At 76.8% G+C, this 20,174-nt stretch carries 12 protein-coding genes; 4 read left to right on the top strand and 8 right to left on the bottom strand.

Going from position 1 to position 20,174, the window contains the following annotated elements; translation table 11 throughout:
- Positions 1-146: 146 nt before the first annotated feature.
- The gene (locus IEZ20_RS01025) at positions 147-1,544 is read left to right on the top strand and encodes a serine/threonine-protein kinase (RefSeq protein ID WP_189294137.1); all 1,398 of its coding nucleotides are present in this window, start codon (positions 147-149) and stop codon (positions 1,542-1,544) included.
- 149 nt (positions 1,545-1,693) lie between these two features.
- Here IEZ20_RS01025 and IEZ20_RS01020 read toward each other — a convergent pair whose 3' ends face one another.
- On the bottom strand, positions 1,694-2,437 hold the full coding sequence (locus IEZ20_RS01020; protein WP_189294136.1) for an ANTAR domain-containing protein: 744 nt from the start codon (positions 2,435-2,437) through the stop codon (positions 1,694-1,696).
- A 126-nt stretch (positions 2,438-2,563) separates the two neighbouring features.
- Between IEZ20_RS01020 and IEZ20_RS01015 the strand changes: the two genes are divergently transcribed.
- The gene (locus tag IEZ20_RS01015) at positions 2,564-2,929 is read left to right on the top strand and encodes an STAS domain-containing protein (RefSeq protein WP_229895828.1); all 366 of its coding nucleotides are present in this window, start codon (positions 2,564-2,566) and stop codon (positions 2,927-2,929) included.
- On the top strand, positions 2,926-3,891 hold the full coding sequence (locus IEZ20_RS01010) for an anti-sigma factor RsbA family regulatory protein (RefSeq protein ID WP_189294135.1): 966 nt from the start codon (positions 2,926-2,928) through the stop codon (positions 3,889-3,891). The genes IEZ20_RS01015 and IEZ20_RS01010 overlap by 4 nt, the downstream gene beginning before the upstream one ends.
- 21 nt (positions 3,892-3,912) lie before the next feature.
- On the opposite strand, the gene IEZ20_RS01005 is transcribed toward IEZ20_RS01010, so the two are convergent.
- From IEZ20_RS01005 to IEZ20_RS00975, 5 genes are all read right to left on the bottom strand, one after another.
- A complete protein-coding gene (locus tag IEZ20_RS01005) occupies positions 3,913-4,950 on the bottom strand; it encodes a rod shape-determining protein (RefSeq protein ID WP_189294134.1) in 1,038 nt (345 codons plus the stop codon).
- A gap of 157 nt (positions 4,951-5,107) precedes the next feature.
- Positions 5,108-9,952 (bottom strand): SAV_2336 N-terminal domain-related protein, encoded by a 4,845-nt coding sequence (locus IEZ20_RS39455; protein WP_308434632.1) that lies wholly within the window; start codon positions 9,950-9,952, stop codon positions 5,108-5,110.
- The gene (locus tag IEZ20_RS00985) at positions 9,942-10,985 is read right to left on the bottom strand and encodes an AAA family ATPase (RefSeq protein WP_189294133.1); all 1,044 of its coding nucleotides are present in this window, start codon (positions 10,983-10,985) and stop codon (positions 9,942-9,944) included. Before IEZ20_RS00985 ends, IEZ20_RS39455 begins: the two co-directional genes overlap by 11 nt.
- A gap of 43 nt (positions 10,986-11,028) precedes the next feature.
- On the bottom strand, positions 11,029-12,819 hold the full coding sequence (locus IEZ20_RS00980) for a VMAP-C domain-containing protein (RefSeq protein ID WP_189294132.1): 1,791 nt from the start codon (positions 12,817-12,819) through the stop codon (positions 11,029-11,031).
- Positions 12,819-13,322 carry a CU044_2847 family protein gene (locus IEZ20_RS00975; protein WP_189294131.1) on the bottom strand — a complete coding sequence of 168 codons (504 nt, stop codon included), beginning with the start codon at positions 13,320-13,322 and terminating at the stop codon, positions 12,819-12,821. Before IEZ20_RS00975 ends, IEZ20_RS00980 begins: the two co-directional genes overlap by 1 nt.
- Before the next feature lie 225 nt (positions 13,323-13,547).
- On the opposite strand from IEZ20_RS00975, the gene IEZ20_RS00970 reads away from it, so the two are divergent.
- Positions 13,548-17,165, top strand: coding sequence for a S8 family serine peptidase (locus tag IEZ20_RS00970; RefSeq protein WP_189294130.1), 3,618 nt, complete (start codon positions 13,548-13,550; stop codon positions 17,163-17,165).
- 1 nt (position 17,166) lies between these two features.
- Here IEZ20_RS00970 and IEZ20_RS00965 read toward each other — a convergent pair whose 3' ends face one another.
- Positions 17,167-18,594: a carboxyl transferase domain-containing protein gene (locus IEZ20_RS00965; RefSeq protein ID WP_189294129.1), complete on the bottom strand. Its 1,428-nt coding sequence runs from the start codon at positions 18,592-18,594 to the stop codon at positions 17,167-17,169.
- Positions 18,587-20,071 (bottom strand): acyl-CoA synthetase, encoded by a 1,485-nt coding sequence (locus tag IEZ20_RS00960; protein WP_189294128.1) that lies wholly within the window; start codon positions 20,069-20,071, stop codon positions 18,587-18,589. Before IEZ20_RS00960 ends, IEZ20_RS00965 begins: the two co-directional genes overlap by 8 nt.
- Between the last annotated feature and the right edge of the window lie 103 nt (positions 20,072-20,174).

Here is a 20,174-nt window from a genome sequence, read left to right as displayed (position 1 = left end):
GCCGGCGCCGGGGACGCCCCTCCGACCGGACGAGTGGCTGCGCGCCTACGACGTGGACGTCGTGCTCCGAGCCGTGCCGGCCGCCGGACCCGGACCGTACCCGGCTGGGCATGGACGGGTCAGGTCCGGCGGCCATACTTGTCCGCATGGAACGCATCGGGGGATACCTCGTCGAGCGCCGGCTCGGCGAGGGCGGCATGGGCACGGTCTATCTCGCACGGACGCGCGGCGGGCGGGCCGTCGCGCTGAAGGTGGCCAAGGCCGAACTCGCCGCCGACCCGGTGTTCCGGGAGCGGTTCCGCAGCGAGGTCGAGGCGGCCCGCGCGGTCGGCGGCTTCCACACGGCGCCGGTGGTGGACGCCGACGTCGACGGCGACCCGATCTGGCTGGCCACCGCCTACATCCCCGGCCCCACCCTCGCCGAGCGGCTCGCCGCCGAGGGCGCCATGGACGAGCCGCGGCTGCGGTCCCTGGGCGCCGCCCTCGCCGAGGCGCTGGAGTCCATCCACTCCTGCGGGCTGGTGCACCGGGACCTCAAGCCCGGCAACATCATCATGGCCGCCGACGGACCCCGCGTCCTCGACTTCGGCATCGCCCGGGCCGTGGAGTCCACCCGCCTCACCGCCACCGGCACCGCCTTCGGCACCCCCGGTTTCCTCGCCCCCGAACAGGCCCTCGGCCACGATGTCTCCGGCGCCGCCGACGTGTTCGCCCTCGGCGCCGTGCTGGTCGCGGCGGCGGGCGGCGCGGCCTGGGGCGAGGGCACGCCGATGGGGCTGATGTACCGCTCGGTGCACGAGCCGCCGGACCTGTCCGCCGTGCCGTCCGCGCTGGCGGACCTGGTCTCGGCGTGCCTGGCGAAGGAACCCGCGGACCGGCCGACGCCCACCGCGCTGCTGGACCGGCTGACGGACCCGGCACCGGCACACGCGCCGACCGTCCTCGCCACGCCCCAGGCATCGACACCTCCGCGCGCATCGACACCTCCGCAGGCGCCCACGCCCCCGCGGACGGCAACGCCTCCGCAGGCGGCGACACCCCATCAGGTGACGCCCCCGCCGCAGCCGCTGACACCCCCGCAGGCGGCCCCACCGGCGCAGGCGTTCCCCTCCCCGGCGTTCGCCCCGCAGGCGTTCACCCCGCCCGCGCAGCCCGTCACCCCGCCGCATCCGTCCGCGCAGCCCGCCACACCCCCGCACCTGCCCGCGCAGCCCGCCACCCCGCCGCCGCCCGGCTTCGGGCCGCCGCCCGTGCCGTACGGCGGTGGGTACGGCAGCCCCGAGGCCGTGCTCGCCGACGCGCGGTCCGGTGTGGTCGTGGGCGCCACCGGAGTGCTGCTCGAAGTGGCGGGCGCCGCCGCCGACTTCCCCTGGGAGGAGATCGCCCGCGTCGAACGCCACTGGCGCGGCAACCACCTCACCGTCACCGTGCGGCTGTGGGACGGAGGGGTGTACTCCTGCGAGCTGAACGCCCGCCGCAGGGCCCGGCTGACCGCCTGGCTGGCCCAGCTCGACCCGGTCCTCGTCCGGTACCTGACGCGCTAGGGTCGCGCGGCCAACCTCCGTGATGACATGACGACTTGGCCCGCGCAGGCTTGAACGGGCCGGGTCCTGGGCACGCACCTCCTACCGGCGTCCAGCCGGGCGGTGTCGGCAGGAGGAGGGCGTCATGGACCGTCGGATCCGGGTGCGTGTCAGCCGGCGGCCGGCCGCGCCGCGCGGGCAGGAGATCGACCGCAGGACTCCCTCGGGGCGCATCCTGCCGTACTGACCCGGCGGACCGCCGCGGCCAGCGCCGTACGCAGCGGCTCCGGCGGGGCCGGTCCGCCCGGCGCCGCGCTCGCCGTGACCGCCGACGCCACCCGCCGCAGCTTGGTGTTGGTCCGCTGGGACGCCTCCCGCAGGATCTCCCACGCCTGTTCCGGGGTGCAGCCGTGCGCCGCCATCAGGACGCCGCGGGCCTGGTCGATCACCGGTCGCGAGTCCATCGCGTGCCGCAGCTGCTCTATCTCCAGGTGCAGCACGTCCAGTTGCTCGGCGCGCTCCTGCGCCACCGCGGACGCGCCGCGGTCGGTCAGGTCCGCGGGCCGGGCGGCGCCCAGCGGGTCCGCGGGGTCCAGCCCCACCAGCTCCAGCACCCGGCGCGGCTGCCCCTGCCAGCCGGTGACCCGTACCGGTACGCCGTGCCGACGACCGTACGCGCTCAGCGTGTCCAGGACCGCCAGCCCCGCCGTGTCCAGGAAGGACACGCCGGACACGTCCAGTTCGACCCCTCGGGCACCCGCCGGCAGGGCCGTCAGCGCCCCGGTGAGGATGTCCGTGCAGCCGCGGACCAGTTCGCCGTGCGCGGTCAGCAGGGCCCGGCCGCCCTCCGTACGCCCCTGGACGGCCAGGGGGACGGGCCGTCCGGTGTGCGAGGCGCCTGCCGCTGAGGTCATCTCTTCCGTCCCGCTCCGCCGTTCGTCGTTCCCCTCTCGCCTGCCCCCGGTGTGAGGCCGTACACCCGGGTCCGGGGGAACGGGGCGCATACTGGGCACACAAGTACCTGTGCGCTGGGAGACGACGTGAGCGGACCCGAGCCGGCGTGGCCCCTGCCGGCCGTCGCCGTGCCGCAGCCCGCGGTGCCGCGGCTCGATGTACAGCCGCTGACCGGGCGGACCGGATTCCGGGCGGCGGGCGAGGTGAGCCTGACCACGCGACATATCTGGGAGCGCGCGCTGGACCGGGCCGTTCGCGAGGGCGAGGACGTGTATCACTTGGAGCTTTCCGCGCTGACCTTCGTCGACGTCGCCGGCGTCGGCGCGCTGGCGGACGCCGCCGGCAGCCTCGGCGGCCGGCGGCGTCTGGTGCTGGACCGGCCGCCGGACGCCGTGCCGCGCATACTCGACCTGCTGTGGCCCGGCCTGCCCGGGATCGAGGTGGCCCCGTGACGACCGGGACGGCCGAACCCATCCAGCCCGCCGAGCCGTTCGTGCACCCGGCGCTGTTCTACGGCGACACGCGCGAGTACCTGGCCGGCACCGTGCCCTTCGTCCGGGCGGCGCTGGCGGCGGACGAGCCCGTCGCGGTCGCCGTCCCCGGCGAGAACCTGCGGCTGGTCCAGGAGGAACTGGGCGCCGACGGCGCCGGCGTGCGCTGGCTGGACATGCGGGAGGCCGGCCGCAACCCCGGCCGGATCATCCCCGGGGTGCTGCGCGCCTTCGCCGACGCCCAGCCGCCCGGCCGGCGGGTCCGCATCATCGGCGAGCCGGTCTGGGCGGGCCGCAGCCCGGCCGAGTACCCGGCCTGCGCCCAGCACGAGGCGCTGATCAACGCCGCGTTCCGGGGCCGCGAGGTCACCATCCTGTGCCCCTACGACACCGCCCGCCTCGACGAGCGCGCGCTCGCCGACGCCTACGCCACCCACCCGGTCGTCATCCCGGCCGGCTCCGGAGCGGAGCAGCCCAGCGCGGCCTACGACCCCGACGGCGTGGTCGCCCGCTACAACGAGCCGCTGCCGCCCGCCCCCGGCACCGGCCCGGACGTGCTCGGGACCGCCTTCGACGAGGACTCCCTGTCCGCGGTCCGGCACCTGGCCACCGACCACGGCGCCCGCCTCGGCCTGGCCGGCCTGGCCCTGGAGAACCTGGCCCTGATCACCGCCGAGCTGACCACGAACAGCGTGGTCCACGGCGGCGGCACGGGCGTGCTCACGGTGTGGCCCCAGGACGGGTACGTGCTGTGCGAGGTCCGCGACAAGGGCCGCCTCACCGACCCCCTGGCGGGCCGCCGCCCCGCGAGCCGCGACCAGCGCGGCGGACGCGGGCTGCTGATGGTCAACCTCCTCGCCGACCTGGTGCGGACGCACACCGGTCCGGAGGGCACGACCATCCGGTGCCACCTGCGCCGCTGAGGCAGCCGCGGGCGGGACGGCTCAGGCCGCGAGCGGGTTCAGCACCAGCGGCTCGATCCGGCCCTCCAGCATCGCGCCCAGGCCCTGGGCCGCGCACACGTCGGGCCGCTCGGCGATGTGCACCGGCATCCGGGTGGCCTGCCGCAGCATCTGGTCGAACCCGGGCAGCAGCGCCGATCCGCCGACCATCATGATCCCGCGGTCGGCGAGGTCGGCCACCAGATCGGGCGGGCAGTCCCGCAGCACCTTGCCGATGCCGTCCAGGACGGCCGTCAGCGGGGTCTGGATCGCGTCGCGCACGGCCGCGGTGTCCACCCGCACACTGCGCGCCAGCCCCGTCACCACGTCCCGGCCGTGGATCTCGGTGGACGCCGGGCCGTGCGGGGTCAGCCCGTTGCCGGACAGCGCCAGCTGCAGCGGCCGCACCGCCTGGCTGGGCAGTATCAGCTCGTGCTCGTGCCGCAGGTGCTGCACGATCGCGTGGTCCACGGCCTCACCGCCCACCGGGATCCGCTCGGCGGCGACGATGGAGCCCAGCGACAGCACCGCGACCTGGGTCGCCGCGGCCCCGCACACCATGACCATGGTGGCCTCGGGCCGCTCCACCGGCAGCCCGCACCCCACGGCGGCGGCGATCAGCGTGTCCACCAGCTCCACCCGGCGCGCCCCCAGCCCGACCAGCGTCTCGATCGTCGCCCGCTGGGCCAGCGGATCCATGTCGTGCGGGGCACAGGCCGCCGCCCGCAGCCGGGGCTTGCGGCGCAGCGCCCGGCGCATCTTGTCGCCGAGCAGGTGCCGCAGCATCCGCTGGGCCATCTCGATGTCCACCACCGTGCCGCCGGAGATGGGCCGTACGACCCTGATGTAGTCCGGGGTGCGCCCCGTCATCTTCTCCGCGAGCTCGCCCACGGCGATCAGCCCGCCGGTGCGCGTGTTCACGGCGGCGACCGAGGGCTGGTCCACGACCAGCCCGGCGCCCTTCACATACACCCGGGTGCGGGCCGCGCCCAGGTCGACGGCGAAGTGGCAGCGGCGCAAGTGCTCCAGGCTGACGGTCACGGTGGATCCTTCCGAGTGCGGTGGCCTTGGGGCCCCGCCCGAATCGGCGGGCTCACTGGCATCCTGCGCGGGGCGGGGAGCGGGCGCCCGCTGTGCGCGCCCGGGCGGGGCGCCGCTGAACGGGCGTATTTCCGGGCCGTACCGGTGTGTCGGCGGGTCACAGCGCCCGCGCGGCCTCCAGCAGCGGCTCCAGCGACGAGACGGTGACCTCGCTGCCGGCCTCCCGCAGACCGCGCCGCCCGGCCGCGCTGGGCGCGTACCCGACGAAGCGCAGGCCGAGCTGCTGGGCGGCGGTGAGTTCCGCGACCGAGGAGCTGATCAGCACCCCCGAGCGGGACGGCGTACCGCGCACCCGCAGGGCGCGCAGCAGACAGTCCGGATGGGGCGTCAGCAGGCTCAGGTCGTCACGGCGGCCGTGGATGCCGGCGAGCGGCAGCCGGTACGGCTCCAGATAGCGGTGGACGGCCTGCGTGCTCACGTCCGTCACCACGCTCACCCGGCGGCCGGACCGGTGCAGGGCGCGGACGAGCGCGAGGGAGCGGTGTGTCGTGGGCGCGTCGGGGACGGCCCGCAGCTCCAGCTCGTCGAGGCGCGCCCGCAGCAGCGGGCCCAGCCGGTCGTGGGCGAAGGCCCGCAGCAGGTCCAGCGGATGCGTGAACGCCTCCCGGCCGAGTGCGCCCGCCACCGGCAGCGGCCGGCCCGCCAGGGCGTCCTGCGGATCGCGGTGGTCGGCCACGACCGACAGCAGGTCGAGCACGGCCTCCCGTGCCGTCTGCGCCGGGAACAGCCGGGCCAGCGGCCCGTCGAAGCCGACCAGCACCGTCTCGGCGTCGGCGAGCAGCGCCGACAGGCGCCGCCGCGACGGCACCGGTGGCTCCGCCGCCGGCGCGGGCGCCCACTCCGGTACCAGCTGCACCGTGTACGACACCGCGAGCCCCGGCACCGGCCAGCCGTCCACGCCCGCGTTCACCGCCCGCTGGGCCGCGCCCGCCCGGCGCAGCGGATAGCGGCGGGTGACCGGGGCCGCCGCGGCCCGCAGGTGCTCCAGCAGCAGCTCGCGGACACCGCCGGCCTCGGCGCGGACGAACGCCACCGGGTCCTCGACCCGCCAGGACAGCTTCACCGCGGCCTGGAACGCGCCCTTCCCCGAACTCGGCAGGGACACGATCTGCCGGGCCTCGTGCGGGGCGAGGTCCACCGAGTAGTACGTCTCCGGGCGCGGCGCACGCGTGCCGTACGGCTGGATCGGGTCGAGCAGCGTGAGCGGTCCGCCGGGCCGCGTGTGCACCACCGCCGTACGGCCCGGCACGGGCACGCCCAGCTCCCGCAGGTCGTGCGTGATGAACGGCCCCTGCACCAGGTCACGTTCCCCGACGTCCGCGGAGCCCGCCCCGAGCAGGCAGTACCAGGCGGCCGGAGGGCTGTCCGGCGCGCTGTCGCCGAACACCGGCCGGAACCGCTGGGAGCGGCGGGCGGCGGAGCTGGCGGCGAAGTCGTCGTACAGGGCGGGGGGTACGACCACCACGACGTCCGCGGCTGCCTCCGGCGGCCCGGCGGACGGCCGGCCGAACGTCACCCGCAGCCGCGGCGGGTCGGTCAGCCGGGTCAGCGCGTGGGGCAGCTCGCGCAGGACGGCGACGAGGACGGGCAGCAGGTACACACCCGGCTCGGCCCGCACCAGGTAGCCGTCCGGCCGGACGTCCACCGCGTACTGCCGGGGGCTGAGCGAGCCACGCGAGAGGATCTCGTGCACCGCGGCTTCGAGGGTGATCCGGGCTTCGGGGCGGCCGGTGAGGTCGTCGGCGGCGAAGTGGATCTCGGGGTGGTGCCCGGCGGGGCCGTCGAGCAGGGCGCTCAGTTCGCGGTGCAGGGCGAGGAGCCCGGCCCGGGCCTCCCGGGCGGCCGGGCCGGGGACACCGGCCAGGGGTTCGCCGCGCCACAACTCCAGTGCCTCGGCGGCGAGTTCCCGGGCGCGGGGGAGGTCTTCGGCGGTCCGTGCCCGCTCGGCCTCGGCGGCCAGCCGGCGGAAGCGGAAGACATCCACGTCGTAGGGCGCGCGCAGGGCGTACCCGCTGTCGCCGGCCGTCAGGACGTCCGGGCCGAGGAGGTCGCGGAGGCGGCGCAGGGCGTCCGGTTCCGCCTCGGTGGCGGGCCGCCCCTCCCGCAGCAGCAGCATGCACAGGACGGCCTGGTCGTGAGGGTCGTCGACGGGGACCGGGCGGCCGTCGCGGGTGACCTGGACCGGGCCGAGGAGGGAGAAGCGGAGGGGGCCGAGGCGGAGGAGGCGTTCGACGACCTGCCGCTGGGTGGGGGGACGGTCGGAGAGGAGCGCGGCGACGGCCTTGTCCAGCTGCGCCCTGAGCCCGCCGGAGCTGTCCCGGAGCAGGGAACGCACGATCCCCCCGAGCGCGTGCAGGGTCTCCTCGCGGCTGCCGTGGGCCGGCGGCGCGGAGTCCAGGCAGGTCAGCACCGGCCCGTCGGGAGTGAGGACGACGGAGCGCGTGTCCAGCGTGCCGCGCGGCCCCTCCTGCGCGTGCAGGGCCAGCACCGCGTCGGTCAGCTTCGGGACCAGGACGGCGACTTCCTCGGCGGGCAGACCGCCCCCCGCGTCTTCGAGGCGCTGGTGCAGCGTCCGGCCCGCCACGAAGTCCCGTACCAGGTACGGCAGACCGTCGGCGAAGCCGTGGTCCCGGACCCGCGCGATCCCGGCGTGGCGGATCCGGCTCAGCTGCCGGCAGAGATCCGTGAAGGCGGCACGGGACTGCCCCGGCGGATACCGGCGCAGCACGACGGGGGCGTCTTCGTCCTGCGTGTCCTCGGCGAACCAGCCCGTCCCCCGGGATCCCGTCGGCCGCACCAGCCGGTACCGCCCCGCGAACAGCCCGCCCGCGGCCCCGTCGGGAGTGCCGGCCGCCGACAGCCGTCGCACGCTGTCCTCGCTGAGCGTGGCGAACGGGTCGGTCTCCGCCGCCGTGCCCGTCCCGCGCGGGGACGGGACCACCGCCCGGAACTCGCCCGGGGCGCGGCCCGCCCGGCGGTCGATGAACTCGCCCATGCGGTCGAGGAGTTCGGTGGTGCGGTGGCGATCGGTGCGGGGCAGGCCGAGGAGGAGCAGCTCGCGGACGCCGTCCCGGAAGGCGTAGGAGCCGGGCGGCCCGCCCGGGACCGTGCCGAGCATGCCGCTGAGGATGACCTCGGCCAGGTGCTGGGGCCGCGGATCCGGTGCGACCGCCGCCTGGACGAGTCGCATCACCGGCAGGTCGGGGCGGCCCACCGCGAGATGGCCGGCCAGCCGCACCGCCTCGGGGGAGGCGGTCGCCCGGAACCGCAGGACCAGTTCCTCGGCGGACAGCCGCCCGACGTCCGTCCGGTCCTCGGCGTCGGCCGGCAGCGGACGCCCCAGCCGGGCGGCGGCGCCGGGGATCGCCGCGCCGCCCTGCGTGGTGAGCAGCGCCGCCCAGTTCGCCAGCCACCTCGGCCGCGGCTCCAGCACGGGCAGCGGGACGGCGGCGCCGGCCACGGCGAACTCGTCCGTCTCGGGCTGCTCGTACGGCGTGAACGCGAGCGTCGCCGTGGGCGCGGCCGGGTGTGCGGCCGACAGGGTGCCCGGGCTGGTGGGCAGGGCCGTGTTCCGCCACAGGTGCTCCGGGAGCGGCTGTACGACGGCCAGGGGCATCCGGCGTGCCCAGCGGTGCAGGGTGGCGTACCACAGGGTGCCGGCGGGGCCCTCCCGCCACTGCGGGCCCATGCAGTCGCTGATCAGCAGGGTGACGGTGCGGCCGTCGGCGGGGACGTGCGGGTCGGGTCCGTGCACGGTGCCGTCGGCGGCGGCCCGGTACAGGGTGACCGTGCGGAACGCGCCCGACTGGGCCAGCACCGTGTGCAGTTCCCGGACCAGGGGGCGCCAGACCGGCATCGTGGGCCCGGCGTCGTACACCAGGTTCAGGCGCAGCCAGCGCTCCCGGGCGGGGCGCAGCACCGGCAGCCACCACGCGGGGTCGGCACCGAGGCGGGCGATGCGGTCGGCGGTCGCCGGCTCGTCCAGTTCCTGGCCCACGGGGGCGTCGGTACGGCGTGCCAGCGGGCGCAGCGCGCGTTGCAGCGCCAGCGGGTGGGGCAGCATCGGCGGCGCCGGGGCCAGCAGCGGGCTGTGGGGCCGGTCCGCCGCCGGGGCGTGACGGCGGGAGGGGAGGTGGAGGGGGACGCGGGACGGCGGCCTGGCGGCGGGGTGCGGCCCGGGCGGCCGGGTGCGGTCCTTCGGGGGCCGGGCGGGCTCGGGCCCCGGCGTCTCTTCCCGCGGCGGCGGGGGAGCCGGTTCCTCCCCGGGCAGCTCTTCGCCGGTGCCGTCGGGCGTGCCGGGGTCCGGCTCCATCTGCCGGGCCAGCCACAGCAACTCGGCCAGTTCCCGGGGGCCCGGACGCACGCCGCCGGCCGCCGCGGCCAGGATGTCGGCCAGGCGGACCAGCGGATCCGCGGAGCCGGACGGCCCGGCAGGCCCGGCAGGCCCGGCGGGCCGGGCGGCTCCGGCGGGCTGGGGCGGCTCAGTGGGCCGGGCGGCCCCGGACGGCTCGGGGGTCCTGGTGGGCTCGGACGGCTCGGCGGGCCGGGCGGCTCCGGCGGGCTGGGGCGGCTCAGTGGGCCGGGCGGCCCCGGACGGCTCGGGGGTCCTGGTGGGCTCGGGCGGCTCGGCGGGCCGGGCGGCGCCGGACGGCTCGGGGCTCCCGGCGGGCTTGGGCGGCTCGGCGGGCCGGGTGGCCCCGGACGGCCCGGACAGCTCGGTGAACCGGGCGGTCCCGGCGGGCTCGAACGGCTCGGCGGGCCGGGTGGCCCCGGACGGCCCGGACAGCTCGGTGAACCGGGCGGTCCCGGCGGGATCGGACGGCTCCGTGGTCCCGGCGGTCCCGGCGGGATCGGGCGGCTCCGTGGTCCCGGCGGTCCCGGCGGGATCGGGCGGCTCCGTGGTCCCGGCGGGCTCGCGCGGCTCGGTGGGTTCAGAAGACATCGGACTGTGCCGTCTGGCCCAGGTACGGCATCAGCTGCTCGGCGAGCCGGTCCAGGGACTCGGCGTCCAGGTCGGCGGAGCGGGCCAGGTAGATCGCGTTGAGGAGCTGGTCCGTGGCCAGGTCGCCGACGCCCGACCGGGACAGGAAGCGCTCGATCAGGGTCCGGGCGTACGCGTCCGGCTCGCCCAGGTGCGCGCGGACGATCTCGGCGAGGTGCCGGTCGTCCGGCTGGCGCAGGTGCAGCGTGACGCACCGGCGCAGGAAGGCGGGCGGGAACTCGCGCTCGCCGTTGCTGGTCAGGACGACGAACGGGAAGGCCCGGCAGCGCACCCGGCCGCGGGCCACCGGGACCCGCTCGTCGGTGCCGTCGGCCAGCACCTCGGCGACACCGTCCGGCGTGAGCCGGGCGGCCCGCACCAGCTCGGGGATCTCGTACTGGCCCTCCTCCAGCACGTTCAGCAGGTCGTTGGGCAGATCGAGGTCGCTCTTGTCGATCTCGTCGATGAGCAGCGCGCGGGGACGGCCGTAGGGCAGCAGGGCGGTGCCGAGCGGGCCGAGGCGCAGATGGTGCTCGATGCCCGACCCGCTCTCCGCGCCCCCGGTGCCCCCGGCCCGGTCCGTCCGGCCGGCCTCCTGCCGGGCCGCGTACAGCCGGGAGAGAGGGTCGTACTGGTAGAGGCCGTCGTGGAGGGTGCTGCGGCTGGTGATGTTCCAGCGCAGCACCGGACCGAGCCGCAGCTCCCGGGCGACCGCGTACACCAGCGAGGACTTGCCGGTGCCGGGCGGGCCGGTGACCAGCAGGGGACGGCGCAGGTACAGGGCCGCGTTGACCAGCTGGACCGTCTCCGGCGTGGCCTGGTACGTCTCGGCGCGGTGGGTGCGGTCGGGGGAGACGGCGGAGGCGTCGGCGGTCGCGTCCGGCGCCGGGAGCACCGGCCCGCCGTCGAAGTCCCGCCAGGGCGGCGGCGGGGGGAGCTTCGTGATGCCGTCGTGCGGCTCGCTCGTACCGGTGTAGACGGGCCACAGGGGCATGGGCTCTTCTTCTCCGTGGGGGGCGGTTCGGTCGTACGGTCGGTCAGGCGACGGGCGAATGCAGGCTCGCGGTGGTCTCGGGGAAGCAGCGGGGGTCGTCCCAGAGCAGCTGGAGGTCTCTCGCCCAGTGCCGGTCGGGTTCGTCGGCGGCGTCCGCGGTGAGCCGCAACGACAGGATGTGCCGGGGGAGTTCGGCGGGCGGGACACCGGTGACCGAGGCGGTGAGCTGGTCGAGGAACGCGGTGCCGGGGCAGGACGGTTCCCCGGCGGGGCTGCCGGCGCAGGGGCCGTCGTCCTCGTGGCCGGGGCAGCCGGAGCCGGTCCGGGGCCACAGCAGGACGGGGACGGGGACGTTGAGGCCGACCTCGAAGTGCTGCCGGGCCGCCGTGGGCGGGGTCGCGAAGCCCGCCAGGCCGGCCTCGCCGTCCCACAGCCGTTTGCGCAGGCTCGGCGGCCGCTCCCGGGTGCCGCACTCGACGCGGTGCACCTCGACCGCCCCGCCCGCGTCCAGTTTCTGCCACTTCTTGCGCAGCTGGTGGCGCAGCCGGCCGCTGTGGTGGCGGGCGCGGTCGGTCACCACCAGGGGGTAGGCGCAGCCGAGGGGCGTGCTGTCGTCCGCGCCGCACTCCCACTGCGCCACCGCCTCGTTGAGCCACTCGCGCGGCAGGACGAACGTCACGAGTTCGTCGGCGTCGGGCGCGAGGTGGGCCACGGCCTCGTCGATGCGGTTCTGGACGTAGGCCCGTACCGCGTTCCTCGGCAGCCGGCGGGCGCCCACCGGCCGGCGCCGGCCGTCGCGGTACGCCGACACCTCCACGGTGACCTGGTCGGGACCGGCGCCGCTGTGGTCGATCTCCACGACGACCGGGGACCAGGCCGGCGCACCGGAGGCGGGGGCGGCCGAGGGGGCCGCCGCCGGGGCCGCCGGGGCCGAGGGAGCGGACGGCACCGACCGCGCCGACGGGACCGCCGGGGACCGTAACACCGCCTCCCCGTCCAGCAGTTCCCGGAGCCGGCCGGCGAACCGGGTCACCGCCTCCGGGTCCGGGACCTCGCCCTGCACATAGGCGGCGGCCGCCCCCAGGGACGGGAAGCCGCCCGGGGGCAGCGGCGGCCCGAAGGCACCGACCGCGTCGACGTACAGCCGGTTCGGGTCGCACACCCGCCCGGACTCGGCGGCGGCCCGGCGCAGCAGGCCCTCCAGCCACCCGCGGGTGTCGTGCCGGTGGCCGGGGCGGGGCACCAGCTCGCCCAGCGCGGGCCAGTACCGGGCCATCACGTCCAGCGGCAGCATGCGGCCCTTGCGCACGTCCGGCGTGTCCGAGGCCGCGGTGACCATGCCGGCCACCCTGCCGTCCGGCAGCGTCGCCGCCGCCCCGCTGAACCCGCCCACGAGCGGCTGCCCGTGTCCGTTCCACGCCACCAGCTCCAGCCACTCGCCGGCGATCAACTGGCCCGACACCGCCTGGTACTCGGCGAGGGTTCCCTCGTCGTAGCCCTCCGGGAAGCCGTACGCGACCAGCTTGGGGTACGGCTCGGTGTACGCGGCCTGGGGCGGCGCGAAGCCGGCCGGGGCGAGCGGGACGTCATGGTCCAGTTCGAGGACGGCGACATCGCCGGGGTCGGTGACCGCGCCCGCCCAGCCGCCGTGGACGACGACCGAGGCGGTCAGCTCGCCCAGCTCCCGGGCGTTCGGGAAGGACACGGTGACCGCCGACCGGTCGCTGCACCGGACGACATGGGCGCAGGTGAGCACCCGGCGGCCGGTGACCAGGAATCCGGCCCCCACCTCGTCGCCGCAGGCGATGCGGGCGTGCCAGGCGGCGCTGTGCATCACCGGTCGGCGGGCTCCGGGCCGGACGCGGCGGGCGCCGGCACGGTCTGCCCGGGTACGGCCGGGACGGTCTGATCGGGCACAGCCGACACAGCCGGCACGGCCTGGTCGGGCCCGGCCGGCATCGGCACGCTCTGCTCGGGTACCCCCGGCCGGGGCTCCCCGGGCGCGGCCTGCTCCGGCTGCTGTCCCGGCGACCAGCTGAGCTTGACGACGAGGTGGCCCTCCGCCGAACCCTTCGCGATCACGGCACCGGCCTCGGCGGACAGCCGTACGCCGAACTCGATCTCCACCGCGTCGGGGCGCAGGCTGCCGTCCCGGAAGACCCGCAGCGCGGCGGCCGCCGCCGCGCGGACGCCGTCCAGCGCGCCCTCGAAGGTGCGCGCGGCCTGCGCGGGTCCGTCACCGCGCGAGACGAGGCGGGCGCCCGACCGGGTGGTGCCGGCGCCCTCCACCACGACGAGCGCACCGTCCTCGGTCGTGAACTCCACCAATCCGTCCATCGCGGCGCTCGCTCCCCCGTCGTACCTGACCAGTGACACCGCCCATGTTACGGACGGTGCTACCGGAGTCACCTATCCGGTGGCGCGCGGCGGGACGTCCGCCGGGGTTGGCGAGAACCCGCCAGGGCGCCTTCCCGTCAGTCCCGGCCAACTCCCCTGCGGCAGCGGGCACATCACACTCGTCCCAGCACTCGACGCACTCGGCACACACGAGAAGAGGCGTGGATGAGCACAGGACCAGTCAGACGCGGGGCGGCCCTGCTGGCCGCGGGGCTGGTGAGCGCCCTGCTCCCGGCCGGCCCGGCGGCCGCGGCCCGGCACGCCCCCGGCGCCGGACCCGGCGGCCCCGACACCGCCACCGTCACCCTGGTCACCGGCGACAAGGTGACCGTCACCGACCTCGGACACGGCAGACGGACCGTCACCGTGCGGCGGCCGCGCGGGGCCACCGGCGCCGTCCGGACGCGGCACAGCGGCGGGGACCTCACCGTCGTACCGGACGAGGCGCTGCCGTACGTGCGCGCCGGCACCCTGGACCGGCGGCTGTTCGACGTCGGCGGGCTGATCCGGCAGGGGCTCACCGACGCGAAGGCCGGCGCGCTGCCGCTCATCGTGACCTACGGCAAGGGCGTACGGGCCGCGACCCCGGCCGGCGCCGAGCGGACCCGCGCGCTGCCCAGCCTGCGCGGGACCGCCGTGGCGGCCGGCAGGGACCGCACCTTCTGGCGGTCGTTCACCCGGACGCCCGGCATCGACAAGGTGTGGCTCGACGGGCGGGTTTCGGCCGAACTCGCCGAGAGCAACGCCCAGATCGGCACGGCGGCGGCCTGGGACACGGGGCTGACCGGCAAGGGCGTCACCGTCGCCGTCCTGGACACCGGCGCCGACCTCGGCCACCCCGACCTCGCGGACCGGGTGAGCACGACGAAGAGCTTCGTCGAGGGGCAGGAGGTCGCCGACCGCAACGGACACGGCACCCACGTCACCTCCACCGTCGGCGGCAGCGGCGCCGCCTCCGACGGCAGGGAGAAGGGCGTGGCACCCGGCGCGACCCTCGCCGTCGGCAAGGTGCTCGGCGACCAGGGCTCGGGCAGCGAGTCGCAGATCATCGCCGGGATGGAGTGGGCCGCCCGGGACGTGCACGCCCGGATCGTCTCCATGAGCCTGGGCTCCACGGAGCCGAGCGACGGCACCGACCCCATGGCGCAGGCGGTGGACACCCTCTCGAAGGAGACCGGCGCGCTGTTCGTGGTCGCCGCCGGCAACACCGGCGCCCCCTCCTCCATCGGCTCGCCCGGTGCCGCCGACGCCGCCCTGACCGTCGGCGCGGTGGACTCCGCCGACCGGGCGGCCCCCTTCACCTCGGCCGGCCCCCGGTACGGCGACTACGCCCTGAAACCCGACCTGGCCGCCCCCGGCGTCGACATCCTCGCCGCCCGCTCGGGGCTCGTCCCCGGCTCCGGCTCCTACACGTCCATGAGCGGTACGTCGATGGCGACCCCGCAGGTCGCGGGCGTCGCCGCGCTCCTCGCCGAGCAGCACCCCGACTGGACCGGCGCCCGGCTGAAGGACGCGCTGATGTCCACCTCCACCCCCCTGGACGCCTCCGCCTACGTGCTGGGTGCGGGCCGGGTGAGCGTGCCGGACGCGGTGCACGCGACGGTCACCGCCACCGGCAGCGCCGACCTCGGTCACCACCGCTGGCCCTACGACGCGGACCGGCCGGTCACCCGGACCCTCGCCTACACCAACTCCTCCGCGGAGCCGGTGGAGTTGAGGCTCGCGGTGCAGGGCGCCCCGGCCGGCGTCGCCACCCTCGCCGACGACACCCTCACCGTCCCCGCGCACGGCACCGCCTCCACCACCGTCACCGGCGACGGCTCGAAGGCACCGGTGGGCGGGACCAGCGGACGGATCACGGCCACCGACCCGGCCGGCGCGACGGTCGCGCACACCGTGTTCGGGCTGGTCAAGGAGGAGGAGCGGTACACGCTCACCGTCCACGTCAAGGACCGTGCCGGCGCGCCCGCCGCCGCCGGCCTCACCGTGCAGCGGCTCGCCGCGGGCGCGGACCCCGAGCCCGCACAGGTCGGTGACTCCGGCACGCTCCGGCTGCGTCTGCAGCCCGGCACCTACTCCGTCGCGTCCTTCCTCGACGTGCGCGGCAGCCACGGCGCCGACTCCCTCGGCCTCGGCTTCCTCGCCGCGCCCGAGATCACCCTGGACCGGGACCGCGAGGTCACCCTGGACGGCCGCGCGCTGCGGGAGATCCGTGCGAGGACCGACCGGCGCACCGAGACCCGCCAGCTCGTCATGGAGTACGACCGGGCGGCGGACGGCGCCGACCTGTCCGAGGCGGTCCAGGTGCCCCTCACGTACGACAGCGTCTTCGCCGCGCCCACCGCTGACGTCGGGCGGGGCACCTTCGAGTACCGGACCGTGTGGCGGCTGGCCGAGCCGCTGCTGGAGGTCAGGGGCGTCGGCGAGGCCACCGTCCAGCCCGGCGGCACCCTCGTCGAGGGCCGCAGCAGGCTCCCCCTGGTGGACGTGGGCGACGGGCCCGTCACCGGGGTGTCCGGCAAGGCCGTGCTCGCCCGCCTCGCCGACGGCGCCGACCCGGCCGCGCTCGCGCAGGCCGCGCAGGACGCCGGCGCCAGGGCCCTGTTCGTCACGGACGACGTCCCCGGCCGGCTGATGGCCTGGTGGGGCACCGACGACAACGCCGACCGGCCGCTGCAGATCGCCACCGTGAACCACGCGGACGCGGCCCGCCTCAGGGCGGCGGGCCGGGCCGACATGACCGGCACGGCCGATTCGCCGTACGTGTACGACCTCTCCGAGGGCCACCGGGGCGCGGTCCCGGACCGGGACCTGACGTACGCGCCCGACCGCCGGCAACTCGCGGCCGTGCACGTGAGGTTCCACGCGGCGCGCCCCGGGCAGGGCACTGAGTTCCGGTACTCCCTCACCGGCACGTTCCCCGTCGGCCTCGGCTTCCCGGAACGCGTCGCCCTGCCCGCCGAGCGCACCGACTACGTCTCCACCGGCCCCGGCCAGCTGTGGCACGAGTCCGTCACCGGCGCCGACGGTGCGCTGGAGGAGCGCGGCGGGCTCGTCCGGTACACCGGCGGCACCCGTCCGGAGGTGAACTGGTTCCGGCCGGTGTGGCACCCCTGGCTGGGCACCGGACTCGGCTGGGGCCAGCAGCGCGCCGGGAACCGGATCCAGCTGAACGTGCCCGGCTGGGGCGACTCCGGGCCCGACCACACCGGCTTCGGCGACGTGTGGAGCGAGGACAGCGGCATGCGCCAGACCACCGCCGTCGACGTCGACGGCCGCCTGGCCGACCGCCGTACGGGTTCCGCCGCGTACGTGGAGGACGCGCCCGCCGACGCGCGCACGTACCGGGTCGTCACCGACACGGAACTCGACGCCGGCCGGTGGCCGCTCGCCACCCGGGGCCACACCGAGTGGACCTTCCGCTCGGCCGCCACCCCCGAGGACCACTGGACGTACCTGCCGCTGATCAACCTCGCCTACGACCTCCGCACCGACCTCTCCGGCACGGTGCCCGGCGGGCGGCGCACCACCATCGGCCTCGGCGCGCAGTACGTGGCCCGGGCCGCCGGAACGGGCACGCTCGGCGGAGGCCGGCTGGAGGTGTCGTACGACGACGGCACGACCTGGCGGACGGTCCCCCTGACCGCCGGCCGGGGCGCCTCCTGGCGCGGCACGCTGACCGTGCCGCGCGGCGCGTCGTCCGTGTCGCTGCGGGCCTCGGCCCGGGACGACACGGGGGGAGCGGTGACGCAGGAGATCATCCGGGCGGTGGCGGTGAGGTGACCTACGGGCGGGGACGGTCCCCGCGGTCCACGATGCCCCGGACCACGCCCAGTTCCACCAGGTCCTGGGGGCGGATGCGGAGCTGGTCCGCGGTCGGCCGGACCTCCTCCGGTCGGCGCTTCAGGATGGCGGCCGCCAGTTCCGGGGCGATCACCGAGAAGTAACTGTCCGGTGTGGCCCAGGTGTTGTCCGGCGCGGCCAGCGCGAGGGCGCCGCCCGAGCCGCCCTCGCCGATGACGAGGGTGGTGACCGGCACCCGGGCGGCGGCCACCGCGCCGAACACCTCGGCGATCGCCGCGCCGGCGCCCTGCCGCTCCGCCTCCGCGTCGTTCGCGGCGCCCGGGGTGTCCACCAGCGTCAGCACGGGGATGCCGAGCCGGTCCGCGAGCCGGATCAGCCGGGCGGCGGTGCGGTACCCGGCGGGGCGGGTCGCCGTGCCGGTCTGCGCCGCGTAGGCCACGGTACGGCCGTCCCGTTCGCCGAACCCGCACAGCATCCCGTCGGCGTCGGTGCCGCCGCACCGGTCCCCGCTGATCGGCAGCCGGTCGCCGAAGTAGGCGTCGAGATAGGCGTGCGCCCGGGGCCGGCCGGCCGCCCGGGCCCCCTCGACGGCCTCCCACCCGCTCCCGGGCAGCCCGCCCCGCCCGAGCGCACCCGGCACCGGAGCGGGGACGACCCCCGGCCCGCTCCCGCCCGGTGTGACGCCCGGTCCGCTCCCGCCCGGTGTGACGCCCGCTGCGGCCCCCGTCCCGTGCCCGGCCAGCAGCCGCAGCCATCGGCCGAGCACCCCCTTCAGCTCGGCCGGCTCCACGATCGCGTCCGCCGACCCCGCCGCCACCTGCGCCTCGGCCGTGTACGCGGCCGGATCGGCGTCCGGTGGGCGGACCCGGGAGCCGGCGAAGCCGACCTGGGCGCCGGGGAGGGCGAGGACGATGTCCGCGCCGGCGCCGAGGGTGGCCCAGCCGCCGCCGGTCGTCGGGTCCCGCAGGACCGCGATCTGGGGCAGTCCGGCCTCCCGGGTGAGCGCGGACTGCCGGGCCACCCGCTGGAGCTGGGTCAGCGCGAGCATGCCCTCCTGCATACGGCTGCCGCCGGTCGCGATCAACGGCACGACCGGCAGCCGGTGTGCGCGGGCATGGGTGTACGCCGCCTCCAGCCGGTCCCCGGTGCGCTCGCCCAGCGAGCCGCCGAGGAAGCCGAACTCGAAGGCGATCAGGACGGCCCGGGTGCCGTCGACGCTCGCGGTGCCGCAGACCACCGACTCCTCCTCGCCGGTGCGCGCGGCGGCCCGGGCGCGCGAGGCGTCGTAGCCCTGCCAGCCGAGGGGGCCGGCCGGGCGGGACCGCCCGGCCGGCGACGGGAGTTCGCGGAAGCTGCCCGGGTCCGCGAGCAGCGCCAGCGCCTCCCGTGCCGAGAGCCGCTCAGGCATCGGCGAGGGCCCGCTTCATGATCTTGCCCATGTCGTTGCGGGGGAGTGCCTGGAGGTAGTGGACGACACGCGGGCGTTTGTGCGGGGCCAGCCGCCGGGCCACGTGGTCCGCCAACTCCTCGGCGCCGGGCGGGTCCTCCGGGTCCGCGGGGACGATCCAGGCCACGATCCGCTCGCCCAGGTCGGCGTCCGGCTCCCCGGTGACCGCGGCCTCCCGCACCCCCGGGTGCTCCAGCAGCGCGTTCTCGATCTCCCCGGCGCCGATCTTGTAACCCCCGCTCTTGATCAGGTCGGTGGCCTTGCGTCCGACGATGCGGACGTAGCCGTCCGGCTCGCGCACCGCCATGTCGCCGGTGCGGAAGAACCCGTCGGCGGTGAACGCGGCGGCGGTCGCGTCGGGCCGGTTCAGGTACTCCGTGAACAGGTTGGGGCCGCGCACCTGGATCTCCCCGACGCTCTCCCCGTCGTACGCGGTGATCTCCGTGCCGTCCTCCTCCACCAGTCGCAGCTCCACGCCCGGCAGCGGCACCCCGACCGTCCCGGCCCGCGCCTGGCCGTCGGCCCGCACGCTGGTGTTCATCAGCGTCTCCGTCATGCCGTACCGCTCGATCACCCGGCGCCCGGTGGCCGCCGCGATCCGCTCGTGGTCGTGCACAGGCAGCGCGGCCGAGCCCGACACCAGCAGCCGGGCCCCGGCGAGCGCCCCGGCCAGCTCCGGGTCGGTGGGCAGGGCCTCCGCGATCCGGTGGTACATGGTCGGCACCCCGAACACCATGGTCGCGCCGTCGTTCAGCTCGCGGGCCACGCCCTCGGGGCTGAACCGGCCCAGGTGCCGGACCGAGCCGCCGCGGCGCAGCGGGCCGAGGACGCCCAGCACCAGTCCGTGCACATGGAACAGCGGCAGCCCGTGCACCAGCACGTCGTCCGCGGTCCACTGCCAGGCGTCGGCGAGCGCGTCCAGGGTGGTGGCGAGGGCCCGGCGGGGCAGCACCGCGCCCTTGGGCGGGCCGGTGGTGCCGGAGGTGTAGACGACCAGCGCCGGGTCGCCGTCCGACGCCCGCGCCGTGGGGACGGGCCCGGAGGCGGACGCGTCCACGTCGATCCGCGGCAGGTCGCCGAAGACGGGCGGCAGTTGTGCGCCGGGCGCGGCGAGCACCAGGGCCGGCGCGCTGTCGGACAGGATGTGCGCCAGCTCCTTCTCGCCCGACTTCGGGTTGAGCGGCACCGCGGCCGCCCCGGCGAGCAGCGCACCGGTCACCGCGACGGCGGTCTCCAGCTCCGGGGTGGCCCACACGGCGACCCGGCCGGTGCCCTCGATCCGGGCGGCGAGGGCACCCGCGGCGCCCGCGAGCGCGCCGTACGTCAGGGTCCGTGGCCCGAACCGCAGGGCGGTCCTCCCCCGGAGTTCGTCCGGGGGGACCCCCCGCTCGCTGCGCTCGGCGGGGCCGCCCGTCAGGGCGGGGAAGAGGGAGGACACGCGGCGTACTCCTTACTGTCGACGGTGCCGACTGCCGGGGACGACAGCACCCTTCCTACACCAGGAGCCGCGTCCCGACGACCGTGCTCGGACCGGCCGGGTC

Source organism: Streptomyces cinerochromogenes, assembly GCF_014648635.1.
Taxonomy (GTDB): Bacteria; Actinomycetota; Actinomycetes; order Streptomycetales; family Streptomycetaceae; genus Streptomyces; species Streptomyces cinerochromogenes.
This window is presented reverse-complemented; position numbering and strand designations above follow the sequence as displayed.